At 73.0% G+C, this 17,472-nt stretch carries 18 protein-coding genes; 13 read left to right on the forward strand and 5 right to left on the reverse strand.

Annotated features, from left to right (window positions below; genetic code table 11):
* Positions 1 to 67: 67 nt before the first annotated feature.
* On the reverse strand, positions 68 to 913 hold the full coding sequence (locus tag ABWK59_RS28765) for a DMT family transporter (protein WP_354643547.1): 846 nt from the start codon (positions 911 to 913) through the stop codon (positions 68 to 70).
* Between the two features lie 112 nt (positions 914 to 1,025).
* Between ABWK59_RS28765 and ABWK59_RS28770 the strand changes: the two genes are divergently transcribed.
* Together ABWK59_RS28770 and ABWK59_RS28775 are read left to right on the forward strand one after the other, a co-directional pair.
* Positions 1,026 to 1,598 (forward strand): helix-turn-helix domain-containing protein, encoded by a 573-nt coding sequence (locus ABWK59_RS28770; protein WP_354643548.1) that lies wholly within the window; start codon positions 1,026 to 1,028, stop codon positions 1,596 to 1,598.
* Between the two features lie 69 nt (positions 1,599 to 1,667).
* Positions 1,668 to 2,804 carry a LamG domain-containing protein gene (locus ABWK59_RS28775; protein WP_354643549.1) on the forward strand — a complete coding sequence of 379 codons (1,137 nt, stop codon included), beginning with the start codon at positions 1,668 to 1,670 and terminating at the stop codon, positions 2,802 to 2,804.
* A 71-nt stretch (positions 2,805 to 2,875) separates the two neighbouring features.
* On the opposite strand, the gene ABWK59_RS28780 is transcribed toward ABWK59_RS28775, so the two are convergent.
* Both ABWK59_RS28780 and rpmG read right to left on the reverse strand, forming a co-directional pair.
* Positions 2,876 to 3,121 carry a type B 50S ribosomal protein L31 gene (locus tag ABWK59_RS28780; protein ID WP_354643551.1) on the reverse strand — a complete coding sequence of 82 codons (246 nt, stop codon included), beginning with the start codon at positions 3,119 to 3,121 and terminating at the stop codon, positions 2,876 to 2,878.
* A gap of 41 nt (positions 3,122 to 3,162) precedes the next feature.
* Entirely contained in the window at positions 3,163 to 3,327 is a 165-nt protein-coding gene (rpmG, locus tag ABWK59_RS28785) for a 50S ribosomal protein L33 (protein ID WP_354643552.1), read from the reverse strand.
* Between the two features lie 204 nt (positions 3,328 to 3,531).
* Here rpmG and ABWK59_RS28790 point away from each other — a divergent pair, with 204 nt between their 5' ends.
* The 3 genes from ABWK59_RS28790 to nusB all read left to right on the forward strand — a co-directional run bounded on the left by ABWK59_RS28790 (position 3,532) and on the right by nusB (position 5,713).
* Positions 3,532 to 4,635: a M24 family metallopeptidase gene (locus ABWK59_RS28790; protein ID WP_354643553.1), complete on the forward strand. Its 1,104-nt coding sequence runs from the start codon at positions 3,532 to 3,534 to the stop codon at positions 4,633 to 4,635.
* Positions 4,636 to 4,706: 71 nt separating this feature from the next.
* Entirely contained in the window at positions 4,707 to 5,270 is a 564-nt protein-coding gene (gene efp / locus ABWK59_RS28795) for an elongation factor P (protein WP_354643554.1), read from the forward strand.
* 2 nt (positions 5,271 to 5,272) lie between these two features.
* Positions 5,273 to 5,713, forward strand: coding sequence for a transcription antitermination factor NusB (gene nusB, locus ABWK59_RS28800; protein WP_354643555.1), 441 nt, complete (start codon positions 5,273 to 5,275; stop codon positions 5,711 to 5,713).
* A 100-nt stretch (positions 5,714 to 5,813) separates the two neighbouring features.
* Here the strand turns inward: nusB and ABWK59_RS28805 are convergent, their stop codons facing one another.
* On the reverse strand, positions 5,814 to 6,419 hold the full coding sequence (locus tag ABWK59_RS28805) for a hypothetical protein (protein ID WP_354643556.1): 606 nt from the start codon (positions 6,417 to 6,419) through the stop codon (positions 5,814 to 5,816).
* 170 nt (positions 6,420 to 6,589) lie between these two features.
* On the opposite strand from ABWK59_RS28805, the gene ABWK59_RS28810 reads away from it, so the two are divergent.
* Together ABWK59_RS28810 and ABWK59_RS28815 are read left to right on the forward strand one after the other, a co-directional pair.
* Positions 6,590 to 7,414: a thioesterase family protein gene (locus ABWK59_RS28810; RefSeq protein ID WP_354643557.1), complete on the forward strand. Its 825-nt coding sequence runs from the start codon at positions 6,590 to 6,592 to the stop codon at positions 7,412 to 7,414.
* Between the two features lie 265 nt (positions 7,415 to 7,679).
* A complete protein-coding gene (locus ABWK59_RS28815; protein WP_354643558.1) occupies positions 7,680 to 8,474 on the forward strand; it encodes a hypothetical protein in 795 nt (264 codons plus the stop codon).
* Positions 8,475 to 8,586: 112 nt separating this feature from the next.
* Here the strand turns inward: ABWK59_RS28815 and ABWK59_RS28820 are convergent, their stop codons facing one another.
* On the reverse strand, positions 8,587 to 9,090 hold the full coding sequence (locus ABWK59_RS28820) for a transcriptional regulator (RefSeq protein ID WP_354643559.1): 504 nt from the start codon (positions 9,088 to 9,090) through the stop codon (positions 8,587 to 8,589).
* Between the two features lie 350 nt (positions 9,091 to 9,440).
* Between ABWK59_RS28820 and pyrR the strand changes: the two genes are divergently transcribed.
* From pyrR to carB, 6 genes are read left to right on the forward strand one after another with little or no spacing between them, the layout of a single operon-like run.
* On the forward strand, positions 9,441 to 10,064 hold the full coding sequence (gene pyrR / locus ABWK59_RS28825) for a bifunctional pyr operon transcriptional regulator/uracil phosphoribosyltransferase PyrR (RefSeq protein ID WP_354643560.1): 624 nt from the start codon (positions 9,441 to 9,443) through the stop codon (positions 10,062 to 10,064).
* Between the two features lie 5 nt (positions 10,065 to 10,069).
* Positions 10,070 to 11,056, forward strand: a complete 987-nt coding sequence (locus ABWK59_RS28830) for an aspartate carbamoyltransferase catalytic subunit (RefSeq protein WP_354643561.1) — start codon at positions 10,070 to 10,072, stop codon at positions 11,054 to 11,056.
* Positions 11,053 to 12,345, forward strand: a complete 1,293-nt coding sequence (locus ABWK59_RS28835) for a dihydroorotase (RefSeq protein WP_354643562.1) — start codon at positions 11,053 to 11,055, stop codon at positions 12,343 to 12,345. Before ABWK59_RS28830 ends, ABWK59_RS28835 begins: the two co-directional genes overlap by 4 nt.
* Entirely contained in the window at positions 12,345 to 12,905 is a 561-nt protein-coding gene (locus ABWK59_RS28840; RefSeq protein ID WP_354643563.1) for a hypothetical protein, read from the forward strand. Before ABWK59_RS28835 ends, ABWK59_RS28840 begins: the two co-directional genes overlap by 1 nt.
* A complete protein-coding gene (gene carA / locus ABWK59_RS28845) occupies positions 12,902 to 14,071 on the forward strand; it encodes a glutamine-hydrolyzing carbamoyl-phosphate synthase small subunit (protein WP_354643564.1) in 1,170 nt (389 codons plus the stop codon). The genes ABWK59_RS28840 and carA overlap by 4 nt, the downstream gene beginning before the upstream one ends.
* Entirely contained in the window at positions 14,064 to 17,372 is a 3,309-nt protein-coding gene (carB, locus tag ABWK59_RS28850; protein ID WP_354643565.1) for a carbamoyl-phosphate synthase large subunit, read from the forward strand. Before carA ends, carB begins: the two co-directional genes overlap by 8 nt.
* Positions 17,373 to 17,472 lie beyond the last annotated feature (100 nt).

The following is a 17,472-nucleotide window of genomic DNA, read 5'->3' on the forward strand; positions in this document are numbered from 1 at the left end:
TCCTTCGTGGGGGGAGAGCCCGGCACCGGCTTTCCGGCTTTGCGGCTTTCGGTACGGGGGAGCCGGGTCAGCCCGCGGCCAGGAGCAGGGTGCCGGTGACGGCCAGCCCGGCGCCGACCAGTTGCACCCGGCGCAGCCGCTCGCCCAGCAGCCCGCGGGCCATCAGCGCGGTCACCACCGGGTACAGCGAGGCCAGTACGGCCGCCACCGCCACCGAACCGGCGTGCGAGGCGGCCGAGTACAGGCCGTTGGCGGCCACGTCCGCCACCCCGACCGCGGTCAGCGGGAGCAGGCTGCGCCGGGCCTCGCCGAGGGCGAGCGGCTGCCGCCGGGCGGCCCGCAGCAGCAGGGCGACACCCACGACCGTGTTGCACAGCCGCTGGACGCAGAGCGTGAGCAGCAGTCCGCCGCCGCTGGAGGCGTGGGCGACCAGCGCGAGCACCGCGCCGAAGGCGAGCGCGGCACCGAGGGTGAGCAGGAGGGCCTCCCGGCCGATCGCCGCGCCGCCGCGCTGCGGACCGCCGGCCAGCACCACGCCGAGCACCGCGACCACGATCCCGGCCGCCTGCACCAGGCCCGGCCGCTCGCCGAGCGCCAGGCCCACCCCGACCGGCACCGCCACCCCCACGGTGGCCAGCGGCGAGACCACGCCCATCGGGCCCAGCGCCAGCGCCCGGTAGAAGGCGAGCAGAGCGAACGGGCCGATCACGCCGGCGGCCGCCGCGTACCAGAGCCGCGGCGAGAGATCGGAGAGCCCGCCGGTGGCGAGCACGCCCACCAGCAGCAGCCCGAACGCGGCCGCCTGCGAGGTCACCACCACGGTCAGCGCCGGCAGCCGCTTGGTGAGGGTGCCGCCGCCGTAGTCGGCCACGCCCCAGAGCAGGCTGGCGGCGAGCGCGAGGGCGGCGGTCATGAGCCGGCCCGAGGGGGAGAGAACACAGTGGACTCCGCAGTACAGTCGAGTGAACTCGCTTCAGCGTAGTTCAACAGAGTGCACCGGACGAATCAATTCACTGGACTGAGGCGTGCCCGATCCCGATCTCGTCACCCAGGCCCTGGCCCGCAACCTCCGCCGGCTGCGCGCCGAACGCGGCCACACCCTCGACGCCCTGGCCGCCCGGTCCGGGGTGAGCCGCGGCATGGTGGTCCAGATCGAGCAGGGCCGGACCAACCCCAGCGTCGGCACCGTCGTCCGGCTCGCCGACGCGCTCGGCGTCTCCATCGCCCGGCTGCTCGACTACGACGCGACCTCGGCGGTCCGGATCGTCCCCGCCGAGGAGGCCGTCCAGCTCTGGACCGGCCCGCAGGGCGGCAACGGCGTCCTCCAGGGCGGCGTCGAGGCCCCCGGCCCGCTGGAGCTCTGGTCCTGGCGGATGCTCCCGGGCGAGCGCTACGACTCCGAGGCCCACCCGGCCGGCACCACGGAGATCGTCCGGGTCGACGAGGGCGAGCTCACCCTCTCCCTGGACGGACGGGACCACCTGGTCCCGACCGGCTCCACCGCCTCCTTCGACGCGGGGGCCGCCCACGGCTACCGCAACGACGGCGCCACCCCGCTGCGCCTCACCCTGGTGGTGTCCGTCCCACCGCCCCGCTGACGGCCGCACCCGGGCCGGCGGTTCGCACGGGTGATCGATGGCGGGCCGTCATGCCCTACCATCCCGTGCATGACTGACGGCACGGGACATCCGCACGGCACCCTCGGGCAGCAGGCCCCCTGGCAGCCGGGGCCGCCGCCCCCGGCGTTCGGGCAGCCGTCGGCCTTCCCGCCGCCCGGTGCCGCGGCCGAGCCGGACTGGGCGGCGCTGGCCGACCGTAACGAGGCCCAAGGGCGCCGCCGCCGGGTGTGGATCGTCTCGGCGGTCTCGGCGGTCTGCGTGCTGGGCATCGTGGCGGGCGCGGTCGCGCTGACCTCCCACCGCGCCGAGGGCGGCGGCCAGGCCGCCCCCTCCACCGCCGCCTCGCCGCCGGCGCTGGCCTTCGGCGACCCCTCCGCAGCCCCCGAGGCCTCGCCCGCGGCGTCCGCCTCGGGCACCCCCTCGGCCTCCGCCTCCGTCTCCGCGACGGCCGCCCCGTCGGGCAAGCCGGCCGCCTCCGCGTCGGGCGCCGCCACCCGGGCACCCGTCACCACGCCCACCGTGCCCGGCAAGCCCACCCTGCTCGCCGACCACGCCGGCCACGCCGACCTCACCATGAGCGGTGAGGCCGGGCTGAAGCCGGTCAGCGGCGGCCATGCGCTGAGCCTGCGCGGCACCGCCGGCTCCTACGCCCAGTCCGCCGGCCCGCTGGTGGACACCGGCCGGAGCTTCACCGCCTCCGCCTGGGTCTACCTGGACGCCGCCGACGGTCCGCGCACCGTGATCAGCCAGGGCGACGGCGCCGGCTCCTCCTTCGACCTGACCCGCGACGACGCCGGCGGCCAGAAGGCCTGGACCCTCCGGGTGCAGACCGCGGGCGGCGGCGCGGAGTCCACCGTGGTGCAGGCCCGGGCGGTGAGCCCCGCCGCCGCGGCCGGCCAGTGGGTCCTGGTCACCGGCGCCTACGACGCCGGGCAGAAGACGGTCACCCTCTACGTCAACGGCGCCTCCGCCGCCTCCGCCAAGGTCCCCGGCATCTGGGCCGGCTCCGGCCCCCTGGAACTCGGCCGCAGCCGCCGCCAGAACGCCTGGACCGCCCCCTGGGCCGGCGTGATCGGCCACATCCAGCTCTGGGACAAGGCCCTCACCCCCGCCGAGATCGCCAAGGTCAAGTCCGACGGCGGCGCCGGCCCCGCCTCCCCACCCCTCGCCTCCTGGCTGGTCTGACCCCGGCCGGAGGGTGGGCGTGACCGTGCCCCCTGGCGCCGGGGCGGGAGGGGGCACGGGGTGGTGCGGGGTCAGCTGTGACCGTAGCGGCGGTGGTAGCGCTCGATGCGGCCGGCGGGGTCGAGGACGCGGGAGCGGCCGGTGTAGAAGGGGTGGCTGGCGGAGGAGACCTCCACGTCGACCACCGGCCGGGCCGGGCCGTCCTGCCAGGCGACGGTGGCGTGCGGGGCCAGCGTCGAGCGGGTGAGGAAGGCGAGGCCGCTCGCCCTGTCGCGGAAGACGACCGGGCGGTACGCGGGGTGGATGCCGGGCTTCAAGGGATGCCTCCAGAGGGGGAAAGTGGCGGGCGGGAGGGCCGTCAACGCTCCTCGCGGAACTCGACGTGCCGCCGCGCGACCGGGTCGTACTTGCGCAGCGTCATCCGGTCCGGGTCGTTGCGGCGGCTCTTGCGGGTGACGTACGTGTAGCCGGTGCCGGCGGTGGACCGGAGCTTGACGATCGGGCGCAGGTCGGTGGCGGCCATGGGCTCCTCCTCGGGCGGTCCGGCCGGGCCCTGCGGAGAGCCTCGGGCCGGAACGATTGTCGTTTCCAGTTGGTCCCAACGCGCCCCCTCCGCCGTTCATTCCCGGCGCGGATCCGCGGCCCGCCGCCGGGGCGCGCTCCCGTCCGGTCGCCTTCCGGACCGTTCCGACAGGCGGCCTCGCGGGAGGGTTCGTAGGCTCGACCTATGTCCGATGCGCACGCGGCCCGACGCGAAAGGCTCAGGGAGTACTGCAGTGCCTCCGGAGCCGACGCGGCCCTCATCACCCGCGCCGCCAACGTCCGCTACCTGACCGGGTGCCCGCCCTGCGGCGCCGCCCTGCTGCTGACCCGTGAGCGCGCGCTGCTCGCCGTCCCCGACGACCTGCCGCGGGACGACAGCGGCGAGCACCTGATCGACCCCGAGCTGGCCCGGCTCCCCGTCCCGCAGGCCGACACCGCGCTGGCCGCCGCCGAGGCGGCCGTCAGCCTCCGGGTCCAGGACCTGGCGGTCGAGGAGCACGACCTCACCGTCAGCCGCCACCGCGCGATCGGCGGCCTGGCCGAGCGGATCCGGCTCGCCGACCTCGGCACCGCCGTCGAACGGCTGCGGGTGGTCAAGGACGAGCAGGAGATCGCGGATCTGCGGATCGCCGCCGAGATCGCCGACCAGGCCCTCGGCGAGCTGCTGGAGTCCATCCTGGTCGGCCGTACCGAGCGGCACCTGGCGATGGAGCTGGAACGCCGGATGATCGACCACGGCGCCGACCGCGCGGCCTTCCCGGTCTCGGTCGGCACCGGCAGCCACTCCGGCCAGGAGCACCACCAGCCCACCGACCGCCGGGTGGAGGAGGGCGACTTCCTCACCGTGGTGCTCGGCGCCCAGTACCGCGGGTACGGCATCTCCACCGCCCGGACCTTCGTGATCGGCGCCGCCCCGGCCCCCTGGCAGGTGGAACTCCACCGGCTGGTCTTCCGCGCCCAGCGGGCCGGACGGGAGGCCCTCAGCCCCGGGGTGGAGCAGCACATCCCCGACGACGCGGCCCGCTCGGTGCTGCAGGCCGCGGGCCACACCGAGCGCTCCGTACACCCCCTCGGCCACGGCATCGGTCTGGAGATCCGGGAGGCACCGCAACTCGGTCCCGCCGACATGGGTAAACTGGACAACCGCGTGCCGGTCACCGTCGGCCCGGGAGTGCACCTCCCGGGGCGGGGCGGGGTCCGGATCGAGGACACGCTCGTCGTGCGCCCCCTCGAGGAGGGCGGGCCCGAGCTGCTCACCATCACGACCAAGGAGCTCCTCGCCCTGTAGCCCGCGCAGGTGGGCGGCAGGACGCGCATTCCCTTGGTTCCTTGACAGCTATATCAGGAGTTAGTGCGCTCGTGGCTTCTACGAACGATCTCAAGAACGGCATGGTCCTCAAGCTGGAGGGCGGCAAGCTCTGGTCCGTCGTCGAGTTCCAGCACGTGAAGCCCGGCAAGGGCCCGGCCTTCGTGCGCACCAAGCTCAAGGAGGTCCTGACCGGCAAGGTCGTCGAGAAGACCTTCAACGCGGGCATCAAGGTCGAGACCGCCAACGTCGACAAGCGGACCATGCAGTACTCGTACCGCGACGGCGACCAGTTCATCTTCATGGACATGGACACCTACGACCAGGTCCCGGTCGACGTCGCCACCGTCGGTGACGCCGCCAAGTACCTGCTGGAGGGCTTCGAGGCCCTGGTCGCCCAGAACGAGGGCGCCCCGCTGTACATCGAGCTCCCGGCCGCCGTCGAGCTCACCATCGCCGAGACCGAGCCGGGCGTCCAGGGCGACCGCTCCACCGGTGGCACCAAGCCGGCCACCCTGGAGACCGGTGCCGAGATCCAGGTCCCGCTCTTCGTCACCACCGGCGAGAAGGTCAAGGTCGACACCCGCGACGGCAGCTACCTCGGCCGGGTCAAGTAACCGTGGCGAGTGCACGTAGCAAGGCCCGTACCCGGGCCTTCCAGATCCTGTTCGAGGCCGACCACCGCGGTGTGTCGCCCGAGCGGGTACTCGCCGACTGGGTCGCCCGCGCGCGCGACCCGAAGCCGGACGAGGGTATTCCGCAGGTCGCGGAGTACACCATGCAGCTGATCGAGGGCTACGCCCAGTACGCCCGCCGGATCGACGACCTGATCTCCACCTACGCGGTGGGCTGGACGCTCGACCGGATGCCGATCGCGGACCGCAACGTGCTCCGCCTCGGCGCGTACGAGCTGATCTGGGAGGACGGCACTCCGGACGCCGTCGTTCTGGACGAGGCCGTCGAGATCGCCAAGGAGTACTCCACGGACGAGTCGCCCGCCTTCGTGAACGGCATGCTCGCCCGCTTCCTGGAGCTCAAGCCGACCATCCGTCGGGACTGACCGACGCCCGGTCGGGGCCGAGCCCCCGCACCACCCGAGAGCCGCCGGACCGCACTGGTCCGGCGGCTCCCGTCGTTCCCGGCGCCGCTCTGCCGCGGCCTCAGGAGGCGAAGCGCTGCACCGTGGTGAGGCGGCAGGTGATCGCGCCGCTCGCGCGGTCGAGGCTGCCGGCGGTGGCCTCGGCGGTCTGGTTCGGGGCGAGGGCGGCGGTGGTGGCCGCGCTCTCGGAGATCCGGGTGCCGGCGGCGTTCACGAACTCCACCCCGATCAGGTAGGTCGAGGACTTCGAGCTGTGGTTGACGATCCGGAGCCTCGCCTGGGGGAAGCCGGTGGTGGCGTCGACCGCGCAGGAGGTGATCGAGACGTCCTCGGCGGGCGGGTGGTCGGTGTTGTCGTCGCGGTTGACGACGACCAGGACGACGACGACCACGACGATCACCACCACCAGCGCGCTGATCAGGCAGCCGACCAGGCAGCCGCGGCCGAACCGGCTCTTCGGCTGGGGCGGCGGGGGCGGCGGGGGCGGCGGCGTCCCCCAGGCGGGTCCGCCGGGGGTGCCGGCGCCGGGGCCGGGGGTGCCGGGACCCGGGGCTCCGGGGGTGCCGGGCGTACCCGGGCCGGGCGTACCGGAGCCGGGTGCGCCGGGACCCGGGGTTCCCCAGCCGGGGCCGGGGGTGCCGGGCGGTTGCTGCGGTTGGTCGCTCACGGGGGCTCCAGACATCCGTTCCCGCTCGTACCCGGTCGACCGTAGGGTGCGGGGTGGTGAGCGGCGAGACGTCCGGGGCCGAACGGCCCAAGCCTTCGCGCGGGTGGGCCGCAGGCGTAAGCTACCGCTTAGTAATGTCGGGGTTCGTTCGGGGTGAAGGGCTGGGAACGATGGGTACCGCGAGACGGAGCGAGTTCGACCAGGGCATCGCGCTGGAGCCGCACGGGAGCGAGGCCGGCCGGTACGAGGCGGAGCTCGGCGCCGGCTGGCAGATCGGCGGCGGGGTCAACGGCGGGCTGCTGCTGGCGGTCGCGGGCCACGCGCTCTCGCTGGCGCACGGCGACCACCGCGACCCGCTCTCCATCAGCGGCTACTACCTCTCCACCTCCCGTCCCGGGCCCGCCTCGGTGCGGACCGAGGTGATCCGGCGGGGCAACTCGCTCTCCACCGGCCAGGCCGTGCTCTCCCAGGACGGCGAGGAGCGACTGCGGGTGCTCGCCACCTACGGCGACCTGGCGGAGCTGGACGGCGAGGTGCACACCTCGGCGCAGCCGCCGGTGATGCCGCCGCCGGAGCAGTGCATCGGCGTGGAGCACGCGCCCAAGGAGCTGATCTCGCAGGCGGCGCTGCTGGAGCGGTTCGACCTGCGGCTGGACCCGGCGACGGTCGGCTGGGCGGTCGGGCAGCCGTCCAAGCAGGGCCGGATCCAGGGGTGGTTCCGGCTGGCGGACGGGCGGGAGCCGGATCCGCTGATGCTGCTGCTGGTCGCGGACGCGCTGCCGCCGGTCACCTTCGACCTCGGCCGGCCCGGCTGGGCGCCGACCATCGAACTCACCGTCCACCTGCGGGCCACCCCCGCCCCGGGCTGGCTGCGGGTCACCCACGCCACCAGCAACCTGGCCGGCGGCTACTTCGAGGAGGACTGCGAGATCTGGGACTCCACCGACCGCCTCGTCGCCCAGTCCCGCCAACTCGCCCGCGCCCCACGGCAGTAGCAACGGCCCCGAGGCGGTCGGCCCGGTGTGCGGGGTCGACCGTGCTCCCGGTCCGGCTTGGCGGTGTACCGTCGCTTTCAGTTACAAGTCTGTGACAGCACGTACGTGTGCGATTCGTGAGGGTGGGGAGGAAGGGGGCAGCGGCGCACCCGCCGTTACGGAACGCACTGCCCCTCAGGAGCCCCCGATGACCAGGAACAGCCGTCACGCCCGGCCCTCCCGCTGCACCTCCGCCGGTGCCGCCCGACGTTCCGGGGAAGCGTTCGTGACGGGCATCCTGACCAGTGCGGAGGACTTCGAGCGGGCCCGGGCGTGGCGCCTCACCGACGCCGCGGACTGGGACGCGTACCTGCTGGACACCGCCGTGCTGCTGGCCGAGGCGCGCCGGGTGTTCGGCAGCGTGCGGGCGCGGATGTTCCACCCGGAGGACTTCGCGGACTTCTGCCTGCTGCACGGCCTGGACCCCGCCGAGCCGGCCGCCCGGGACCGGTACCTGGTGAACCCGCCGCTGCAGACCCAGCTGCTGCCGTACCAGGACGAGGAGCTGGTCGGCGACTTCATGCCGCGTCTGGTCCGGGCCCGGGAGAGCGGTCTGACGCTCCGCCACGCCGACCTGCTGCTGGACGAGGGGCTGCTGGGTCCGGCGCGGTCGGAGGAGCGGGGCGGGCCGCGGATCCGGCAGGCGTACGAGCAGGGGGCGGAGCTGTTCCGGCGGATGCTGGTCGGCGCGGGGTACGGGGCGTACGAGTTCCACTGCGTGGTGGACGCGCCGGGCGGTGAGCTGCACGCCCGGGCGCGGATCCTGCACTGGGAGGACGGCGTGGTGCGGCTCCACGACGAGGAGCTGGACCTGGTGTGCGCGGTGCTCTGCGCCGGGCTGGTCCGCGAGCTCCCGGGGGCGGCGCTGCTGCACGGGACGCAGGGCGGGGCCGGCGGCTGCGGGGAGTACCGGCAGGTGGCGTGGGCGTGGCAGAGCAGCGGGTACGACTACGCCCCGGCGGCCGTCCGGATGGAGGGCGTCGAGGCGCTGCCGGGCTTCAGCCTCGGCTCGGTGTGCTGACCGGCGGACGCTCGGGGGCGGCCGCGGCGAGGGTGGGGCGGGTACGGCGACGGCGGGGCGTGCGGCTGCTGCCGTACGCCCCGCCGTGACGTTTCTGCGGGCAGTCCGAGGATCAGCCCGCCTCCTCCTCGCGCACCGCGCGGCGGGCGTCCGGATTGAGGACGCCCCAGCTGATCAGCTGCTCGGTGAGGATCGAGGGGGACTGGTCGTAGATGACGGCCAGGGTGCGCAGGTCGTCCTGGCGGATCGAGAGGACCTTGCCGTTGTAGTCGCCGCGCTGGCTCTGGATGGTCGCCGCGTAGCGCTGTAGCGGGCCGGCCTTCTCGGACGGGACCTGGGTCAGTCTCTCCAGGTCGAGGACCAGGCGCGGCGGCGGCTCGGCCGCCCCGCCCGGGGTGCCGCCGGGCAGCAGCTCCTGCACCGGCACGCCGTAGAACTCGGCGAGCTCGGCCAGGCGCTGGACGGTCACGGCACGGTCGCCGCGCTCGTACGAACCGACGACGACGGCCTTCCAGCGACCCTGGGACTTTTCCTCGACGCCGTGCAGGGAGAGACCCTGCTGAGTGCGGATCGCCCGGAGCTTGGCCCCGAGCTGCTTCGCGTAGTCGCTGGACATTGTTCTCCCCGGAGGATTGCTTCGCGTTCTGTGATTGAGCCACGAGGCCCGATGGGTGACGCGGCCCCGGCGCTCGGTACCGGTGGGTACGGCGGCCATGTCGTAACTCACTGTGAGGTTACGTAGAGTGAGGTAGTCGCGTCAAGCCGAATGGGGCAGTCGTGCGAATGGGCGGCAGCCGTGCCGTGAACCGTTCCGGTACCGCCGGGAGGGGGAAAGCGGAACCCCGCTCTCCGATGCGGCGGTACGCGCACTGCTACCATGGGCGAGGCTTCCGCCACAGGCGAAGGCCCTTCCCAGACATCCTTTAAGGCCCGTCCCGTGAGGCGGGGAAGGAGGTCCGCTTCGGCATGACCGCACACCACCAGTCCGCTCCGAGGCCGCCGCACCAGGTGCTGGACGGCACGGACATCGCGCGGGTCGTCACCCGCATCGCCCACGAGATCGTGGAGCGCGCCAAGGGCGCGGAGGACGTCGTCCTCCTCGGCATCCACACCCGCGGGGTCCACCTGGCCCGCCGGCTGCACGCCAAGCTCACCCAGATCACCGGCCGCGAGATCCCGCTCGGCACCCTGGACATCACCATGTACCGGGACGACCTGCGGCTGAAGCCCGCCCGCGCGCTGGAGCACACCGAGATCCCGGCCGACGGCATCGACGGCCGCCTGGTGATCCTCGTCGACGACGTGCTCTTCTCCGGCCGCACCATCCGCGCCGCGCTGGACGCGCTCAGCGACATCGGCCGCCCACGCGCCGTGCAGCTCGCCGTCCTGGTCGACCGGGGCCACCGCGAGCTCCCGATCCGCGCCGACTACGTGGGCAAGAACCTCCCCACCTCGCTGCGCGAGGCCGTCCAGGTCCGCCTCTCCGACAGCGACGGCGTGGACGCCGTCCTGGTCGGCGACCGCGACTACACGGCCCGCTCCTCCCAGGCGCTCGCCGCGCCCGCCTCTGACACGCACCCCTCGGAGTGACCCGCGTGAAGCGCCACCTCGTCTCCGCCGCAGACCTCACCCGCGACGACGCCCTGCTCATCCTGGACACCGCCGAGGAGCTGGCCCAGCTCTCCGGACGGGCCGTCAAGAAGCTCCCCACCCTGCGCGGCCGCACCGTGGTCAACCTCTTCTTCGAGGACTCGACCCGCACCAAGACCTCCTTCGAGGTCGCCGAGAAGCGGCTCTCCGCCGACGTCATCAACTTCTCCGCCAAGGGCTCCTCGGTCTCCAAGGGCGAGAGCCTCAAGGACACCGCGCTCACCCTCCAGGCGATGGGCGCCGACGCCGTGGTCATCCGGCACCACGCCTCCGGCGCCCCGGCCCGGCTCGCCCAGTCCGACTGGCTGCGCGGCAGCGTGATCAACGCCGGCGACGGCACCCACGAGCACCCCACCCAGGCGCTGCTCGACGCGTTCACCATGCGCCGTCACCTCAACCCCGGCAACGGCCGCGACCTGGCCGGCCGCCGGATCACCATCGTCGGCGACGTCCTGCACAGCCGGGTCGCCCGGTCCAACGTGCACCTGCTGACCACCCTGGGCGCCGAGGTCACCTTCGTGGCCCCGCCCACGCTGATGCCGATCGGCATCGAGAACTGGCCCTGCCAGGTCAGCTACGACCTCGACGCCGTCCTGCCGAAGACCGACGCGCTGATGATGCTGCGGGTCCAGCGGGAGCGGATGAACGCCGCGTTCTTCCCCACCGAGCGCGAGTACTCCCGCCGCTACGGCATGGACGGCATCCGGATGGCCCAGCTGCCCGAGCACGCCATCGTGATGCACCCCGGCCCGATGGTCCGCGGCATGGAGATCACCGCCGAGGTCGCCGACTCCCCGCGCTGCACCGTGGTGGAGCAGGTCGCCAACGGCGTCTCCGTCCGGATGGCCGTCCTCTACCTCCTGCTCGGCGGCGCCGTCTTCGCCGACAACGCCGAGCCCGCCCGCACCGAAACGAACGAGGCCGCCCAGTGACCAGCTACCTCATCCGCAACGTCCAGATCCTGGGCGGCGCCGCCAAGGACATCCACATCGCCGACGGGGTGTTCCAGGAGATCGGCGAGGGCCTGACCGTCGAGGCGGACATCGACATCGACGGCCACGGCCTGATCGCCCTGCCCGGCCTGGTCGACCTGCACACCCACCTGCGCGAGCCCGGCCGCGAGGACGCCGAGACCGTCCTCACCGGCACCCAGGCCGCCGCCATGGGCGGCTACACGGCCGTGCACGCGATGGCCAACACCTTCCCGGTCGCCGACACCGCCGGCGTGGTCGAGCAGGTCTGGCGGCTCGGCCAGGAGCACGGCTACTGCGACGTGCAGCCGGTCGGCGCCGTCACCGTCGGCCTGGAGGGCAAGAAGCTCGCCGAGCTCGGCGCCATGCACGACTCGGCCGCCGGCGTGCGGGTCTTCTCCGACGACGGCAAGTGCGTGGACGACGCGGTGATCATGCGCCGCGCCCTGGAGTACGTGAAGGCCTTCGACGGCGTCGTCGCCCAGCACGCCCAGGAGCCCCGGCTGACCGAGGGCGCCCAGATGAACGAGGGCCAGGTCTCCGGCGAGCTCGGGCTCGGCGGCTGGCCGGCCGTCGCCGAGGAGTCGATCATCGCCCGCGACGTGCTGCTCGCCGCCCACGTCGGCTCCCGGCTGCACGTCTGCCACCTCTCCACCGCCGGCTCGGTGGAGATCGTCCGCTGGGCCAAGCAGAAGGGCTGGAACGTCACCGCCGAGGTGACCCCGCACCACCTGCTGCTCACCGACGAGATGGTCCGCAGCTACGACCCGGTCTACAAGGTCAACCCGCCGCTGCGCACCGCCGCCGACGTGGAGGCGCTGCGCGCCGCGCTGGCCGACGGCACCATCGACGCCGTCGCCACCGACCACGCCCCGCACCCGGCGGAGGACAAGGACTGCGAGTGGGCCGTCGCCGCGATGGGCATGGTCGGCCTGGAGACCGCCCTGTCGGTGGTCCAGCAGACCATGGTCGACACCGGCCTGCTGAACTGGGAGGGCGTGGCCGACCGGATGTCCCGCCGACCGGCCCGGATCGGCCGTCTCACCGGCCAGGGCCGCCCGATCTCGGTGGGTGAGCCGGCGAACCTGGTGCTGTTCGATCCCGCGTACCGTGGTGCCGTGAATCCGGACAGTTTCGCCACCCGCAGCCGCAACACCCCCTACAAGGGCATGGACCTGCCCGGACGGGTGCACGCGACCTTCCTCCGCGGCAAGGCCACCGTGCTCGCCGGCGAGCTGGTCGAGCTCTGATGCGCCACCTCGCGCAGGAACAGGCCAGGGTCACCGACTGGCCCGGCTACATCGGCTGGACGGTCGGCCTGCTGATCGTGATCGGCCTGGTCTACTGGCTGATGCGGCAGGGCTGGAACTGGCGCCGCACCCTGCAGTCCGGCCTCCCGCCGCTGCCCGCCGTGCCGGCCGACGCCGGCCCGGCGATCCTGGAGACCAGCGGCCGCTACCACGGCTCGACCACCGCCGGGAACTGGCTGGACCGGGTCGTCGCGCACGGCCTCGGCAACCGCAGCCGGGCCGACCTGACCCTCACCGAGCGGGGCCTGCTGGTGCTCCGCCCCGGTGACACCGACCTGTGGATCCCGGCGCAGGCGCTCACCGGCGCCCGCCAGGACTCGGGCATCGCCGGCAAGGTCGTCCCCGCCGGGATCCTGGTCGTCACCTGGACGCTCGACGGCACCGCCATCGACTCCGGGGTCCGGGCCGACCACCCCGACGAGCACGCCGCCTGGGTCGAGGCGGTCGAGGCTCTGGTTACACGTACGAAGACGAAGAAGACGGAAGAGGCCGCCACATGACCGCACCTGCCCCCACCACCTCACGGCAGCCCCGGGCTGCCCGCCGGGAGCGCGTGCCCGCCGTGCTCGTCCTGGAGGACGGCCGGACCTTCCGCGGCCAGGCCTACGGCGCGACCGGCGAGACCTTCGGCGAGGCGGTCTTCAACACCGGCATGTCCGGCTACCAGGAGACCCTCACCGACCCGTCGTACCACCGCCAGGTGGTCGTGATGACCGCCCCGCAGATCGGCAACACCGGCTGGAACGACGAGGACGACGAGTCCAAGCGGATCTGGGTCGCCGGCTACGTGGTCCGCGACCCCGCCCGGGTCGCCTCCAACTGGCGCTCCCGCCGCTCGCTGGACGAGGAACTCGCGAGCCAGGGCGTCGTCGGCATCAGCGGCATCGACACCCGCGCGCTCACCCGCCACCTGCGCGAGCGCGGCGCGATGCGGGTCGGCATCTTCTCCGGCCAGGCGCTGGCCGACGAGCAGGCGCTGCTCGCCCGGGTGCTCCAGGCCCCCGAGATGAAGGGCGCCGACCTGTGCGCCGAGGTCGCCACCACCGAGCCGTACGTGGTCCCGGCGATCGGTGAGAAGCGGTTCACCGTCGCCGCCCTGGACCTCGGCATCAAGGCGATGACCCCGCAGCGGATGGCCGAGCGCGGCATCGAGGTGCACGTGCTCCCCGCCGGCGCCACCGTCGAGGACGTCTACGCCGTCAACCCCGACGGCGTGTTCTTCTCCAACGGCCCGGGCGACCCGGCCACCGCCGACCGCCAGGTCGCCGTGGCGCAGGCCGTGCTGGAGCGGAAGACCCCGTTCTTCGGCATCTGCTTCGGCAACCAGATCCTCGGCCGCGCGCTGGGCTTCGGCACCTACAAGCTCAAGTACGGCCACCGCGGCATCAACCAGCCGGTCCAGGACCGCACCACCGGCAAGGTGGAGGTCACCGCGCACAACCACGGCTTCGCCGTCCAGGCGCCGCTGGACAAGGTCAGCGAGACGCCGTACGGCCGGGTCGAGGTCTCCCACGTCTGCCTCAACGACGACGTGGTCGAGGGCCTCCAGTGCCTGGACGTCCCGGCCTTCAGCGTGCAGTACCACCCGGAGGCCGCCGCCGGCCCGCACGACGCGGCGTACCTCTTCGATCGTTTCGTGAAGCTCATGGAGGGCCAGCGTGCCTAAGCGCACCGACATCAAGTCCGTCCTGGTCATCGGCTCCGGCCCGATCGTCATCGGCCAGGCGGCTGAGTTCGACTACTCCGGCACCCAGGCCTGCCGGGTGCTCAAGGCCGAGGGCCTGCGGGTCATCCTGGTCAACTCCAACCCGGCCACGATCATGACCGACCCGGAGATCGCCGACGCCACCTACGTCGAGCCGATCACCCCGGAGTTCGTCGAGAAGATCATCGCCAAGGAGCGCCCCGACGCGCTGCTGCCGACCCTCGGCGGCCAGACCGCGCTCAACACCGCGATCTCGCTGCACAAGGCCGGGACGCTGGAGAAGTACAACGTCGAGCTGATCGGCGCCGACGTCGAGGCGATCAACAAGGGCGAGGACCGCGATCTGTTCAAGGGCGTGGTCGAGGCGGTCAACGCCAAGATCGGCCACGGCGAGTCCGCCCGCTCGGTGATCTGCCACTCCATGGAGGACGTGCTCGCCGGCGTCGAGACCCTCGGCGGGTACCCGGTCGTCGTCCGCCCCTCCTTCACCATGGGCGGCGCCGGCTCCGGCTTCGCCCACGACGAGGAGGACCTGCGCCGCATCGCCGGCCAGGGCCTGGCCCTCTCGCCGACCACCGAGGTGCTCCTGGAGGAGTCCATCCTCGGCTGGAAGGAGTACGAGCTGGAGCTGATGCGCGACAAGATGGACAACGTCGTGGTCGTCTGCTCCATCGAGAACTTCGACCCGATGGGCGTCCACACCGGCGACTCCATCACCGTCGCCCCGGCGATGACCCTGACCGACCGCGAGTACCAGATCCTCCGCGACATCGGCATCGCCGTCATCCGCGAGGTCGGCGTCGACACCGGCGGCTGCAACATCCAGTTCGCGGTCAACCCCGAGGACGGCCGGGTCATCGTCATCGAGATGAACCCGCGCGTCTCCCGCTCCTCGGCGCTCGCCTCCAAGGCCACCGGCTTCCCGATCGCCAAGATCGCCGCCAAGCTGGCCGTCGGCTACACCCTGGACGAGATCCCCAACGACATCACCGAGCAGACCCCGGCCTCCTTCGAGCCGACGCTCGACTACGTGGTCGTCAAGGTCCCGCGGTTCGCCTTCGAGAAGTTCCCCTCGGCCGACGCCACCCTCACCACCACCATGAAGTCGGTCGGCGAGGCCATGGCGATGGGCCGCAACTTCCCCGAGGCGCTCAACAAGGCGCTGCGCTCGCTGGAGAAGAAGGACTCCCAGTTCTCCTGGGCCGGCCCGATCGGCGACAAGGACGCGCTGCTGGCCAAGGCGGTCGTGCCGACCGACGGCCGGATCAACACCGTCATGGAGGCCATCCGGGCCGGCGCCACCCCCGAGGAGGTGTTCGAGGCCACCAAGATCGACCCGTGGTTCGTCGACCAGCTCTTCCTGCTGGACGAGATCGCCGCCGAGCTCGCCGACGCCGAGAAGCTCACCCCCGAGCTGCTCCGCCACGCCAAGCGGCACGGCTTCTCCGACCAGCAGATCGGCGAGATCCGCGGCCTCAAGGCCGACGTGGTCCGCGAGGTCCGGCACGCCCTCGGCATCCGCCCGGTGTTCAAGACCGTGGACACCTGCGCCGCCGAGTTCGCCGCCAAGACCCCGTACTTCTACTCCTCGTACGACGAGGAGAACGAGGTCGCCCCGCGCACCCGGCCCGCCGTGATCATCCTCGGCTCCGGCCCGAACCGCATCGGCCAGGGCATCGAGTTCGACTACTCCTGCGTCCACGCCTCCTTCGCGCTGGCCGAGGCCGGGTACGAGACCGTGATGGTCAACTGCAACCCGGAGACCGTCTCCACCGACTACGACACCTCCGACCGGCTCTACTTCGAGCCGCTCACCCTGGAGGACGTCCTGGAGATCGTCCACGCCGAGCAGGAGGCCGGCCCGCTCGCCGGCGTCATCGTCCAGCTCGGCGGCCAGACCCCGCTGGGCCTGGCCCAGGCGCTCAAGGACAACGGCGTCCCGGTGGTCGGCACCTCCCCGGAGGCCATCCACCTCGCCGAGGAGCGCGGCGCCTTCGGCCGCGTGCTGCGCGACGCCGGCCTGCCGGCCCCCAAGCACGGCACCGCCTTCTCCTTCGAGGAGGCCAAGGCCATCGCCGACGAGATCGGCTACCCGGTGCTCGCCCGCCCGTCCTACGTGCTCGGCGGCCGCGGCATGGAGATCGTCTACGACGAGGCCTCGCTCGCCTCCTACCTGGACCGGCACGCCGGCCTGATCTCCGAGCACCCGGTGCTCATCGACCGCTTCCTGGACGACGCGGTGGAGATCGACGTGGACGCGCTCTACGACGGCACCGACCTCTACCTCGGCGGCGTCATGGAGCACATCGAGGAGGCCGGCATCCACTCCGGCGACTCGGCCTGCGCCCTGCCGCCGATCACCCTGGGCGGCTTCGACATCAAGCGCCTGCGCACCGCCACCGAGGGCATCGCGCGGGGCGTCGGGGTGCGCGGCCTGATCAACATCCAGTTCGCGCTGGCCGGCGACATCCTCTACGTCCTGGAGGCCAACCCGCGCGCCTCGCGGACCGTGCCGTTCACCTCCAAGGCCACCGCCGTGCCGCTGGCCAAGGCGGCCGCCCGGATCTCGCTCGGCGCCACCATCGCCGAGCTGCGCCAGGAGGGCCTGCTCCCGGCCGAGGGCGACGGCGGCACCCTGCCGGCCGACGCGCCGATCTCGGTCAAGGAGGCCGTGATGCCGTGGTCGCGCTTCCGCGACGTGCACGGCCGCGGCGTGGACACCGTGCTCGGCCCCGAGATGCGCTCCACCGGCGAGGTCATGGGCATCGACCGGGTCTTCGGCACGGCGTACGCCAAGTCGCAGGCCGGCGCGTACGGCGCGCTGCCGACCAAGGGCAAGGTCTTCGTCTCGGTCGCCAACCGCGACAAGCGCAACCTGGTCTTCCCGGCCCGCGCCCTGGTCGAGCTCGGCTTCGAGCTGCTGGCCACCACCGGCACCGCCGAGGTGCTGCAGCGGGCCGGCATCCCGGCCACCGTGGTGCGCAAGCACAGCGAGGGCGAGGGCCCGAACGGCGAGCGGACCATCGTCCAGCTGATCCACGGCGGCGAGATCGACCTGATCATCAACACGCCGTACGGCACCGGCAGCCGGATGGACGGCTACGAGATCCGCACCGCCGCCGTCTCCCGCGGCGTGCCCTGCCTGACCACCGTCCAGGCGATGGGCGCGGCCGTCCAGGGCATCGACGCCCTGCTGCGCGGCGAGGTCGGCGTGATGTCGCTGCAGGAGCACGCGGCGCTGATCAACGCCGGTCGCAAGTAAGGGCCCGTCGGACCCTTAGACGCGACCGCCGAGACCCGTGGGGGGCACACCGCACGACGGGGTGCCCCCCACACCCTTGCTCACCCTCAGGAAGGGCGCT

It is taken from the genome of Kitasatospora sp. HUAS MG31 (assembly GCF_040571325.1).
GTDB classification, from domain to species: Bacteria; Actinomycetota; Actinomycetes; order Streptomycetales; family Streptomycetaceae; genus Kitasatospora; species Kitasatospora camelliae.